The sequence below is a fragment of the Citrobacter amalonaticus Y19 genome, from assembly GCF_000981805.1.
GTDB lineage: Bacteria > Pseudomonadota > Gammaproteobacteria > Enterobacterales > Enterobacteriaceae > Citrobacter_A > Citrobacter_A amalonaticus_C.
The window spans coordinates 4701798-4714241 of the sequence record NZ_CP011132.1; the positions used below are offsets into that span (position 1 = coordinate 4701798).

11 protein-coding genes are annotated in these 12444 nt (G+C 51.1%); 9 read left to right on the top strand and 2 right to left on the bottom strand.

Annotated elements, in window-relative coordinates; translation table 11 throughout:
• Positions 1–266: 266 nt before the first annotated feature.
• A complete protein-coding gene (gene argE / locus F384_RS21745; RefSeq protein WP_046493499.1) occupies positions 267–1418 on the bottom strand; it encodes an acetylornithine deacetylase in 1152 nt (383 codons plus the stop codon).
• Between the two features lie 88 nt (positions 1419–1506).
• Here argE and argC point away from each other — a divergent pair, with 88 nt between their 5' ends.
• The 3 genes from argC to argH all read left to right on the top strand — a co-directional run bounded on the left by argC (position 1507) and on the right by argH (position 4779).
• A complete protein-coding gene (argC, locus tag F384_RS21750) occupies positions 1507–2511 on the top strand; it encodes an N-acetyl-gamma-glutamyl-phosphate reductase (protein ID WP_046493500.1) in 1005 nt (334 codons plus the stop codon).
• Positions 2512–2518: 7 nt separating this feature from the next.
• Entirely contained in the window at positions 2519–3295 is a 777-nt protein-coding gene (gene argB / locus F384_RS21755; RefSeq protein ID WP_155404027.1) for an acetylglutamate kinase, read from the top strand.
• 110 nt (positions 3296–3405) lie between these two features.
• Positions 3406–4779: an argininosuccinate lyase gene (gene argH, locus F384_RS21760; protein WP_046493505.1), complete on the top strand. Its 1374-nt coding sequence runs from the start codon at positions 3406–3408 to the stop codon at positions 4777–4779.
• A 63-nt stretch (positions 4780–4842) separates the two neighbouring features.
• Here the strand turns inward: argH and araD are convergent, their stop codons facing one another.
• Positions 4843–5535, bottom strand: coding sequence for an L-ribulose-5-phosphate 4-epimerase (gene araD / locus F384_RS21765; protein ID WP_046493508.1), 693 nt, complete (start codon positions 5533–5535; stop codon positions 4843–4845).
• 440 nt (positions 5536–5975) lie between these two features.
• Here araD and F384_RS21770 point away from each other — a divergent pair, with 440 nt between their 5' ends.
• The 6 genes from F384_RS21770 to F384_RS21795 all read left to right on the top strand — a co-directional run bounded on the left by F384_RS21770 (position 5976) and on the right by F384_RS21795 (position 12438).
• Positions 5976–6788, top strand: a complete 813-nt coding sequence (locus F384_RS21770) for a DeoR/GlpR family DNA-binding transcription regulator (RefSeq protein WP_046493512.1) — start codon at positions 5976–5978, stop codon at positions 6786–6788.
• A gap of 142 nt (positions 6789–6930) precedes the next feature.
• Positions 6931–7935 (top strand): substrate-binding domain-containing protein, encoded by a 1005-nt coding sequence (locus F384_RS21775; RefSeq protein WP_046493514.1) that lies wholly within the window; start codon positions 6931–6933, stop codon positions 7933–7935.
• 63 nt (positions 7936–7998) lie between these two features.
• The gene (locus tag F384_RS21780) at positions 7999–9513 is read left to right on the top strand and encodes a sugar ABC transporter ATP-binding protein (protein ID WP_046493516.1); all 1515 of its coding nucleotides are present in this window, start codon (positions 7999–8001) and stop codon (positions 9511–9513) included.
• Positions 9506–10498: an ABC transporter permease gene (locus F384_RS21785; protein WP_046493518.1), complete on the top strand. Its 993-nt coding sequence runs from the start codon at positions 9506–9508 to the stop codon at positions 10496–10498. Before F384_RS21780 ends, F384_RS21785 begins: the two co-directional genes overlap by 8 nt.
• 13 nt (positions 10499–10511) lie before the next feature.
• Positions 10512–11564, top strand: coding sequence for an ABC transporter permease (locus F384_RS21790; protein WP_046493519.1), 1053 nt, complete (start codon positions 10512–10514; stop codon positions 11562–11564).
• Complete coding sequence (locus F384_RS21795; protein WP_046493521.1) at positions 11557–12438, top strand: L-ribulose-5-phosphate 3-epimerase; 882 nt, start codon at positions 11557–11559, stop codon at positions 12436–12438. Before F384_RS21790 ends, F384_RS21795 begins: the two co-directional genes overlap by 8 nt.
• The last annotated feature ends 6 nt before the right edge of the window (positions 12439–12444 follow it).

A 12444-nucleotide genomic window follows, 5' to 3' on the forward strand; every position in this document is an offset into this window, starting at 1 on the left:
TATGTAAGCTCCCGGGGCTCCACAAACTTGCCGCCTTCCTGCAACACGAAATACGGTGGGTTTGAGTCCTGTGATCAGGACATTTGTTAATTCATCTCACTTTATAAAGCCACGTAAAAAACCATTCGTCAATTGCGGCGAAATCGCTTCAGCAAACGAATAAATGTCGATAATTTACGAAATTTAATTCACTTTGCGGCAGATAAGTATTACTTATGGAATTGTGACAAAAGTCACTCTCCGGTGTTACCGGAGAGTGATGGAGGTCAGTGCCAGCAGAAATGATGAACAACCTGGGTAATCAGTTCACGCGTCGGTTTGATGAACCGGGTTTCCAGATATTCATCCGGCTGGTGCGCCTGATTGATAGAGCCCGGACCCAACACCAGCGTCGGACAAAGCGTCTGAATAAACGGCGCTTCGGTGCAGTAGTTCACCACATCGGTTTTCTCGCCCAGCAGTTTCTCCACCACTTCAACCAGTTGATGGTCTGGTGGACATTCGTAGCCTGGGATCGGTGGATGCAGTTCGGCAACGGTCAGTCGGCCCGGCCAGCGTTCGCTCACCGGTGCCAGGGCTTCTGTCAGCAGGCCATCCAGATCGCCCAGCGTCATACCCGGAAGCGGGCGAATGTCCATATGCAGTTCACAGCAGGCGCAAATGCGGTTCGACGCATCGCCACCGTGCAGACTGCCCAGATTCAGGGTGGGATACGGCACGGTGAAGGCGTCATAGTGATAACGTTCCTTCAGGGTGTCGCGTAGTTGCATAATGCGACCAATCGCGTCGTGCATCAGTTCGATAGCGTTCACGCCGCGCGCCGGATCGCTGGAGTGGCCGGACTGGCCCATTACCCGCACCGCCGTTGAGATATGGCCTTTGTGCGCGCGAATCGGCTGTAGCGACGTGGGCTCACCGATGATCGCACAATCGGGGCGAATCGCTGTGTTTTCCGAGAAGTAACGCGCCCCCGCCATGCTGGTCTCTTCATCTGCCGTCGCCAGAATGTAGAGCGGCTTTTTCAGTTGTGTCACATCAACGTCGCGAAGCGCGTCGAGAATAAAGGCGAAGAAGCCCTTCATGTCCGCCGTGCCCAGACCGTAGAGCTTGTTGTCATGCTCGGTGAGGGTGAAGGGATCGCGCGTCCAGCGCCCATCGTCAAACGGCACGGTGTCGGTATGACCCGTCAGCAGCAGGCCGCCCGCACCTTGTCCGGTGCTGGCCAGCAGATTGAATTTATTGCGGGTTCCCGGGACCGGTTGAATCTCAACGTTGAAACCGAGATCGCTGAACCAACCCGCCAGCAGATTGATTAAAGACTCATTGCTCTGATCCAGCGCTTCTTCGGTAGCGCTGATGGACGGCGTGGCAATCAGCGCGCGGTAGATCTCGATAAATGGCGGTAAGTTCATTTTCATTGTTGACACACCTTAGGTCGTGATAGTATCAATATTCATGCAATAAATGTGCATAAAAATACATTAACGTTGAGCATAAAGGAACCTGATGTTGAATACGCTGATTGTAGGCGCTAGCGGTTATGCGGGCGCAGAGCTTGTAAGCTACGTGAATCGCCACCCCCATATGACCATAACCGCTTTGACCGTCTCAGCGCAAAGCAATGATGCGGGAAAGTTAATTTCTGATTTGCATCCACAGCTTAAAGGCATTGTCGATCTGCCCTTGCAGCCGATGTCCGATATCAGCGAGTTTACCGACGGCGTGGATGTGGTGTTTTTAGCCACCGCCCACGAAGTCAGCCATGACCTGGCGCCGCAATTTTTGGCCGCCGGTTGCGTGGTCTTCGATCTTTCCGGTGCCTTCCGCGTGAACGATGCCGGGTTCTATGAAAAATACTATGGTTTCACTCATCAGCATTCCGACCTGCTTGAACAGGCGGTGTACGGCCTGGCGGAGTGGAGCGCCGACAAACTGAAAGAGGCGAATCTGATCGCAGTGCCGGGGTGCTATCCCACGGCGGCGCAGCTCTCTCTTAAACCACTGATCGACGCCGGGCTGCTGGATTTGGCGCAATGGCCGGTGATTAACGCGACCAGCGGCGTTAGCGGGGCGGGACGTAAAGCGGCGCTGTCTAACAGCTTCTGCGAAGTGAGCCTGCAACCGTATGGTGTGTTTACCCATCGTCATCAGCCGGAGATCGCCACCCATCTGGGGACTGAGGTGATTTTCACTCCTCATCTGGGTAATTTCCCGCGTGGGATTCTGGAAACGATCACCTGTCGACTGCAGCCGGGCGTGACGCATGCGCAGGTCGCTCAGGTATTGCAGCAGGCGTATGGCGATAAACCGCTGGTGCGTCTGTATGACAACGGCGTTCCGGCGCTGAAGAATGTGGTTGGGCTGCCATTCTGCGATATCGGTTTCGCCGTGCAGGGTGAACATTTGATTGTGGTGGCCACCGAAGATAACTTGTTGAAAGGTGCCGCCGCACAGGCAGTGCAGTGCGCCAATATCCGTTTCGGCTTTGCTGAAACGCAGTCTCTTATTTAAGGGTGCAATGATGAGTCCATTAATTATCAAGCTGGGTGGCGTATTACTGGATAGCGAAGAGGCGCTGGAGCGTCTTTTTACCGCACTGGTGAACTATCGTGAGTCGCATCAGCGTCCGTTGGTCATTGTGCACGGCGGCGGCTGCGTCGTTGATGAACTGATGAAAGGGCTCAACCTGCCGGTGAAAAAGAAAAACGGCCTGCGCGTGACGCCAGCCGACCAGATCGACATCATTACCGGCGCGCTGGCGGGAACAGCCAACAAAACGCTGCTGGCCTGGGCGAAGAAGCATCACATTGCCTCCGTTGGTCTGTATCTTGGCGATGGCGACAGCGTAAAAGTGACTCAGCTCGACGAAGAGCTCGGCCACGTTGGACTGGCGAAGCCAGGTTCGCCTAAGCTGATTAACACGCTGCTGGAAAATGGTTTTCTGCCGGTCGTCAGCTCGATTGGGGTGACGGAAGAAGGGCAACTGATGAACGTGAACGCGGACCAGGCGGCGACGGCGCTGGCGGCGACGCTGGGCGCGGACCTGATCCTGCTCTCCGACGTGAGCGGGATTCTCGATGGTAAAGGTCAGCGTATTGCGGAAATGACCGCCGCGAAAGCGGAGCAGCTGATCGACCAGGGTATCATTACGGATGGCATGATTGTGAAGGTAAATGCCGCACTGGATGCCGCGCGCACGCTGGGGCGTCCGGTGGATATCGCCTCGTGGCGTCACGCGGAGCAACTTCCGGCGCTGTTTAACGGCACGCCAATTGGTACGCGTATTCTGGCGTAATTATGTTGAGCCCGATGGCGACTACGCCTTATCGGGCCTACGAAAACACAACCTGTAGGCCGGATTAGCGCAGCGCCATCCGGTAATTCAAGAATTTAAGGAAGCATGTTATGGCACTTTGGGGTGGGCGTTTTACTCAGGCAGCAGATCAGCGGTTCAAACAGTTCAACGATTCGTTGCGTTTTGATTACCGTCTGGCGGAGCAGGATATTGTTGGCTCTGTGGCCTGGTCCAAAGCGTTAGTCACCGTTGGCGTGTTAACCGCAGACGAACAGCTTCAGCTCGAAGAGGCGCTGAACATTCTGCTGGAAGAGGTTCGCGCCAATCCTCAGCAGATTCTGCAAAGCGATGCCGAAGATATTCATAGCTGGGTGGAAGGCAAACTGATCGACAAAGTGGGCCAGTTAGGTAAAAAACTGCATACCGGACGTAGCCGTAATGATCAGGTCGCCACCGATTTGAAACTGTGGTGCAAAGAGACGGTGACCGAACTGCTTAGCGCCAATCGTCAGTTGCAAAGCGCGCTGGTCGAGACGGCGGAAAATAACCAGGATGCGGTGATGCCGGGGTATACCCATTTGCAGCGTGCGCAGCCGGTGACGTTTGCTCACTGGTGCCTGGCCTATGTCGAAATGCTGGTGCGCGATGAAAGTCGTCTGCAGGACGCGTTAAAACGTCTGGATGTTAGCCCATTAGGCTGTGGCGCCCTGGCGGGGACGGCGTATGAAATCGATCGTGAACAACTGGCCGGTTGGCTGGGCTTTGCCTCGGCAACGCGGAACAGTCTGGACAGCGTTTCCGATCGTGACCATGTGCTGGAACTGCTCTCTGACGCCGCTATCGGGATGGTGCATCTGTCGCGTTTTGCCGAAGACCTGATCTTCTTTAATACGGGAGAAGCGGGCTTTGTTGAGCTTTCCGATCGTGTGACCTCCGGCTCGTCGCTGATGCCGCAGAAGAAAAACCCGGATGCGCTGGAGTTGATTCGCGGTAAATGTGGCCGTGTTCAGGGTGCATTGACCGGCATGATGATGACGCTGAAGGGGCTGCCGCTGGCCTATAACAAAGACATGCAGGAAGACAAAGAAGGTCTGTTCGACGCACTCGACACCTGGCTGGACTGCCTGCATATGGCCGCGCTGGTGCTGGACGGTATCCAGGTGAAACGTCCGCGCTGTCAGGAAGCGGCGCAGCAGGGTTATGCCAACGCCACCGAACTGGCGGATTATCTGGTCGCGAAAGGCGTTCCGTTCCGTGAAGCGCACCATATCGTGGGTGAAACGGTCGTTGAGGCGATTCGTCAGGGGAAACCGCTGGAAGATCTGCCGCTGGCCGACTTGCAGAAATTCAGTAGCGTCATCGGCGATGATGTGTATCCGATCCTCTCCCTGCAGTCGTGTCTGGACAAACGTGCGGCGAAAGGCGGCGTGTCTCCTCAGCAGGTTGCGCAAGCGATCGGCTATGCGAAGGCGCGTCTGGCATAACGGATATCGGGTTTCACTCAGCCTGGCGCGATGCCAGGCTTTTTTATGTCATGGCATCACGCATCACTGACCATAATACGCATTCGCGCCGTGCTTCCTCAAAAAGTGCTTGTCCAGCAATGTTTGCTGCATCGCGGTGAGATGGGGTTGCAGTTGCTGCGTGAACAAATTCATATAAGCGATTTCTTCAAGCACAACGGCATTATGTACGGCATTGGCAGGATCGGTGCCCCAGGCAAAGGGTCCATGACTGTTTACCAGTACGGCAGGAATATGGAGGGGCGCGAGCCCTCGTTGTTTAAAGGTTTCAATAATGACGCTGCCGGTGTCGTATTCGTAACGTCCGTTGATTTCTTCATCCCGCATGGGGCGTGTACAAGGAATTGCGCCATAGAAATAATCCGCATGCGTTGTGCCCAACGGCATTAAATCTTTTCCGGCCTGCGACCAGATGGTGGCGTGGCGTGAATGGGTATGGACGATGCCGCCAATGTCTGGAAAAGCGTGGTACAGCGCCAGATGCGTGTCGGTATCCGATGACGGTTTTTTGTTTCCTTCGACAACCTTTCCACTGTGTATATCGACGACGACCATATCATCCAGATTCATATTGTCATATTCGACACCGGAGGGTTTAATGACCATCACCCCTTTTTCGCGATCAATTCCGCTGACATTTCCCCAGGTAAAGGTGACCAGTTGATGCGCGGGCAGAGCTAAATTAGCAGCCAGCACTTTTTTCTTTAGTGTGTTCATTCTTTACTCCTGAATTACAATTTTAATTTATAAAAAGCGGGTTTCCTCGCATTCTTTAATTGGCGTGGTGTGCAACGTTGTTATTTAAATTACGCTGAATAAATAAGATGTAAAATTCATACGGATTATTTGTATGTATAAAACAACGAGAACGGTCAAACTCGGAACAATTCGGTCATGTTTTTCCGTTTTACTGATGCCCGTAAATGACCGAATGATGGTTTTCTTGTGGAGGCAACAGAATAAAAGAGGGCTTTTTTGTGATATAAATCGTGTTTTATGTTATTTATTTCTTTCGTTGCAACGAAATTTTAGATTTTAATCACGTTATGATGTGTGTGTTATTTCTGTAAAACGATCCTTGACACTACTCACTTTAATTCACGGCGAAAAGATTAATGATAAACACATGATGAAATCGGTTTTCGTGGGTCGATATTATGTTGCAGGCAGAGCGTTATAAAATGATTTGTGCGCATGTTCAGAAGCTGGGAGCGGTGCGCGTTACGGAACTGTCGCAATTATGTCAGGTATCGCAGGAAACGATTCGCCGTGATCTGACGAGGCTGGAAAAAAATAATAAACTCACCCGCAGCTTTGGCGGTGCGGTTTCACTGGATATGCCGGATGTGACGTCTGTGGCGATTGAAGACAACACCTGGCAAAAAAATAGTGTGGATCGGGCAGAATCATTTCGTAAGCGTACAGAAGAACATCCTGATATTAAAGCAAAAATCACCAAAGCAGCGCTTCAGTTTATTCATCCTGGCGACTGCATTTTGATGGATAACAGCAGCACCTGTTGGTTTCTGGCCCGGCAAATCCCGGATATCGATATAACGGTCGTGACCAATTCACTGCGTATTATCCAGGCGTTAGCTTGCCGGGATAACGTTCGTATTATTGGTATTGGCGGCGAGTATTCCGAACGTCATGATGATTTTCATGGCCCGGTTGCGGAGAGCGCCATCAGAAACTTTCAGATTAATAGTTTCTTTTTTTCCTGTCAGGGCGTGAATCTGGAAAATGGAATCCGTGATGGTAGTGAAATAAATGCCCGTCTGAAACAGGTTATGTTACAGGTTTCGGCGAAAAAAATATTAATGGTTGACTCCAGTAAGTTCGAACAGTTCGCTTTTAGTAAAATATGTATGCTGGATGAAATTGATATTATGGTTACCAACAGTTGTAGTGATGAGCGTTACCGTAGTTTGCATCCGCAGTTAAACGTTGTTGAAGTTGATAAGTCATAGATGTGAATCGTCATCTGAATAATTGAGGTAATATCCCGGTTATTTAGCCAATGCCAGAGAAAAGTTGAAATTAATAAAAAGTCAGGCTGATATTTTTATCGGGTTTCCCTGACACATGACGCTATTTCTTAAGGAAATTACGATGAAAAAATTAATCTTACCCTGCCTGATTACTGCTGTTTTAACATCCACCGCCGCCTGGGCGGAACAACCCGCTACACCGCAAAAAGCCAATAAACCTTTCACGATGGGTGTCGTGGTTAAGGTGGGGGGCATTCCCTGGTTTAACGTGATGGAACAAGGCATTAAGGATGAAGGAAAAGCATTGGGCGTTAATGCCTGGCAAGTCGGGCCGACGACCGCAGACCCGGCTGAACAGGTCCGCGCCATCGAAGATTTAATTGCTAAAAAAGTCGATGTGATTGGCGTAGTGCCAAACGATGCGAAAGTCCTGGAGCCTGTGCTGAAGCGCGCTCAGGAAGCCGGTATTAAAGTTATTACGCATGAGTCGCCGAACCAGGCTAATGCTGACTGGGATTTTGAATTGCTGAACACCCAAACAATGGGTGCCAACCATATGAAAGATATGGCGAAATGCATGGGCGAAGAAGGGAAATATGCCATGTTCGTGGGCAGCCTGACAGTACCCCTGGTGAATGACTGGGCTGACGCCGCTATCGCGTATCAAAAAGAGCATTACCCAAAAATGACGCTGGTTGAGGATCGTTTTGGCGTGGCGGAATCCGTGGATGACTCGATGCGTACTGCGAATGACCTGATGTCAAAATATAAAGATCTCAAAGGGATCATGTCATTTGGCTCGCAAGGCCCTATTGGCGCCGGCCGCGCAATTGATAAGCGTAAGAAAAACGATGCGATTTGCGTATTTGGCACATTCACTCCAGGACAGGGTATTAAGTTGCTGGAAAAAGGCGCGATTGATGGCGGATATATTTCTAATCCGATGACGGCGGGCAAAGTTTTTGTTCAGGTCGCCACCGCGATGATGAACGGCGAACCTATCAAAAATGGCGTAAAACTCGGCGACATGGGGGAAATTAACGTTCAGAACAATACCATTCTGAGTGATAACCCTGAAAAACTCGATCTTGAAAATACACAGCGTTTAGTGAAGTTAGGTTTGTAATTTTAGGTAGCATCACCGGGCCAGTCGTGGCCCGGATATCCTTTAGTCGTTCAGGAGCCGCAGATGCCCCATATTGCAGAGCGAAATGCAGATGTGCCGTTAGTGACGTTAAAGTCACTGACTAAAAGCTTCGGCGGTCATCAGGCATTAAAAAATATTGATCTCACGCTAAATAAAGGTGAAGTCCACTGCCTTGCGGGTGCGAATGGTTGTGGCAAAAGCACGTTAATAAAAACGTTGAGCGGTGTTTATACCCCGGATACTGGCAGTGAAATTATCATCGATGATAAATCGTGGGCCAGACTTTCGCCCGATAAAGCGCGTGAGTTAGGCATTCAGGTTATTTACCAGGATCTCTCTTTATTTCCTAACCTGACGGTCGCGGAAAATATTGCCTTTGAATACAACCTGAAAGGGTATTTTCGCTGGCATAAAAAATCTCACCTGAAAGCCGTATCGCAGAAAATTATTCAGGAATTGAATTTTAATCTCGATACCGATGCGCTGGTTCAGCATTTGCCTATTGCACAACGCCAGCAGGTGGCGATTTGCCGTGCGCTGGTCGCGGAAGCCCGGCTGGTTATCATGGATGAACCGACGGCTTCGCTGACCCGCACCGAGGTGAACCAGCTATTACGAACGGTGAATTATCTCCGTGATAAAAATATTACGGTGGTTTTTGTCAGCCACCGACTGGATGAAGTCAAAGAAATCTCTGACCGTATTACCGTGATTCGCGATGGCGAAATCATCGGAACCTGGGCGGCAGACCTCTTGTCGCCGGGACGCATTACCGAACTGATGACCGGCAGAACGATTGTTCATCAGAAAAAATTACCGAACAGTATTGGCGGGAAGGTCGTCCTTGAGCTGAATAAATTGAGCCGGAAAGGGCAATTTGAAGATATTTCCTTCCAGCTTCACCAGGGTGAAGTGCTGGGATTATGTGGCTTATTAGGTTCAGGGCGAACAGAACTGGCATTGAGCCTTTTTGGTATTACGCATCCAGATAGTGGGGATATTTATCTGGATGGGAAGAAAGTCGCGATTAAAGATAATACGCAAGCCGCGAAGCTGGGTATTGCTTATGTCTCTGAAGATCGCCTGACGCTGGGAGCCGTTTTACCGCAATCGGTCAGTGACAATATGGTGCTCTCGATCCTGAATCGGTTAAAAACACCCTGGCAATGTATTGATAAAAAGCGGCAGGAGACCCTGGTTACGGAATGGATTCAGGATCTGGATATTAAAGTCACCGATCCTGATAACCCGTTGTCCACGCTTTCTGGCGGTAATCAGCAAAAAGTAGTGTTGGCGAAATGGATTCTCACTCGCCCGAAAGTGTTGATTCTCGATGCGCCAACGGTAGGCGTTGATATTGGTGCGAAAGACAGTATTTACCAGCTTATCCACCGGCTTTCCGGTGTCGGGATTTCCGTGTTGCTGATTACTGATGAAGCGCCAGAAGCGTATTACAACTGCGATCGTATTTTCCATATGCAGCGAGGAAAAATTATTAACGAATTGCGGCCTTCTCTCTATACCGAACAGCAACTTGCAGAGGTGATCAATGGCTAATGTATGGCGGCTCCGGTTTCCACGTTCGGTCGAAGGATGGTTGGGCTGGGTCATTGTCCTGATGCTGGCGCTTTTTTCTCTGATGAGCGATGAGTTCCTGTCGATTCAGAATTTGCTGGATCTGACCGAAAGCTATGCCGTGACGGGGATTTTCGCCCTCGGTTTATTTGTCGTGCTGGTGACAGGAGGCATTGATATTTCGTTTGCGGCCGTCGCTTCCGTGGTGCAGTACATGGTGGCGTCGCTGCTGTTGAATGAAGTGATAGCGAATCCCTTGCTGTGCCTTGGATTGGCGATTCTGCTGGGCGTTCTGTTTGGCCTGATTAACGCGATCCTCATTTATTACCTCAATGTGGTTTCCATCATTATCACCATCAGTATGCAATCACTGCTGTTTGGCATGTTGATGTGGCTGACCAATGGTCACAGCATTTACGACCTGCCTGACTGGTGGGTTACACAGCGATCCCTTTTCAGCTTTGGGTTTGAGGGGGAGGTTTATCAGGTTGGGTTACCGTTGGTGGTGATGCTGGGCATGGCCTGCTTCACCTGGATTGTGATGAATAAAACCCATATTGGACGTCAGCTGTATGCCGTGGGCGGCAGTACCGAGTCGGCGCGGCGTATTGGTATTCGGGTTTCACTCATTTATCTGTTCGCCTATGGCTATCTTGGCGCTGCGGCAGCAATTGGGGGAATGCTTCAGGCTTATCGTATGAGCGAGGTCGTGCCCAATGCGTTGGTGGGAGGCGAACTGGATGTGCTGGCTGCCGCCGTGTTAGGTGGCGCGAGCCTATCCGGCGGTCGCGGGTCAGTCATGGGTACGTTGATGGGGGTATTCCTCATCGGCATTCTGAAAAATGGTCTTAACCTGGTGGGCGTGTCCAGCTACTTCGTCAATATCGTCATCGGGGTGGTCATTGTCTCGGCAATTTGCGTCACTCACTACAAAAAACGTAAAGAAACGGACGTTGGATTCGTCTGACAAGGGGCTTGAAATGAAAAAACAGGCATTTTTACCAATTGATGGCACCAGCTCCGGTTTACTGGCGATATGTTTCTTCGCGGTGGTGGCATTTAGTCTGGCCATGCCCGGACGTTTTTTTACCGATAATACGTTTCTGAGTATCGCCTTCCAGTTGCCAGAACTGGGGCTGCTCACCTTCGCCATGTTTGTCCCTATGCTGAGTGGCGGGTTGAATCTGGCGATCATCGGCACGGCGAATCTGACCAGTCTGTTTATGGCCTGGCTGTTAATTCAGTATGTGCCTGCCGAGGCATCTATCGGCCTGCAGTTAGGGTGGTTACTTCTGGCGATGCTGGGCGCGATGGCGATCGCCATCGTGATTGGTGCTATCACAGGGATCATTATTTCCCGGGTGGGGGCGCACCCGATTCTGGTTACGCTGGGCAGTATGACGATTATCAGCGGTATTGGTATTTATCTTACCAAAGGGGCCGCGCTCAGTGGGATGCCACCCATTGTCCGCAGTATGGGATCGGAAGTGGTTTATGGCGTGCCGGTTCCCATGGTGATTTTTATCGTCGCGACGCTCATGCTGGCACTGTTCCTCGGAAAAACCCGCACCGGGAAGGTTATTTACATGTGCGGTAGCAATATCAATGCGACCTGGTTTAGCGGTATACGGACCGACCGTGTACTGATGGCGATTTATGCCATATCCAGTCTGCTTTGCGTACTGGCTGGGCTCATTATGCTGGCTCGCTTTAACTCTGCACGTATGGGCTATGGCGATTCTTATCTCCTGCTGACGGTGCTGGCCATTGTCCTTGGCGGCACCGATCCATTCGGCGGGGTCGGTAAAGTCGGTCATGTCTTCTGCGCGTTGTTGGTGCTCCAGGTTATCGCCACCGGGCTTAGCCTGTCTGGACTGAGTCTGCATTTCAATCTGGCGGTATGGGGAATAACGTTGATTGCCGCACTGGCCTTTAAGTTCTTCAAACAAAAATGGCAGGCGCGGCGTGCCATGAATAACAGCCTGAAAGCATTTCAACAACAACTGGCCACTCGTGAGGGAAAAAATGCGTAGCCATCCATTAGGTATTTATGAAAAGGCGCTTCCCAGGAACACCAGTTGGGTAGAAAAACTGGCGCTGGCGAAATCATGCGGGTTTGATTTTGTTGAAATGTCAGTCGATGAAAGCGAAGAGCGGCTGGCTCGTCTGGACTGGTCGCTTGCCGAGCGCATGGAAATCATCAGCGCCATTCAGAAAACGGGTGTGCGTATTCCGACCCTGTGTTTATCGGCTCACCGTCGTTTCCCGTTCGGCAGTCACGATAGCGACACCCGCCTGCAAGCGCGAACGATCATGCAAAAAGCATTACGGCTGGCGCAGGATTTAGGCATTCGAACCATCCAGCTTGCCGGGTATGACGTCTATTACGAGCCGCAGAATGATGACACTATCGCTTTGTTTGAGGATGCGATGGCCTGGGTGGCGGAGCAGGCCGCGGCTGCACAGGTGATGTGTGCAGTGGAAATCATGGATACCCCCTTTATTAACTCCATCAGTAAATGGAAAGTGCTGGATGCAAAAATCAATTCTCCATGGTTTACCGTTTACCCCGATGTCGGCAATCTCACCGCATGGGGCAACGAGCTGGAGAGTGAATTGGCGAAAGGTATTGACCGGATTGCCGCCATCCATCTTAAAGATACCTTTCCGGTGACGCCGGATTCCCCTGGGCAGTTCCGCGATGTCCCCTTTGGTGAAGGATGCGTAGATTTCGTTAAGCTATTCAGGATATTACGCCGTCTGAACTATAGGGGCACTTTCCTGATTGAAATGTGGACAGAAAAATCCCCTGAACCGTTACTGGAAATTATCCACGCGCGCCAGTGGATAGAAAGCAAGATGCAGGCGGCGGGGTGGCACGACGAGCGGGCGTTGATCGCAGGATAAGGAGAG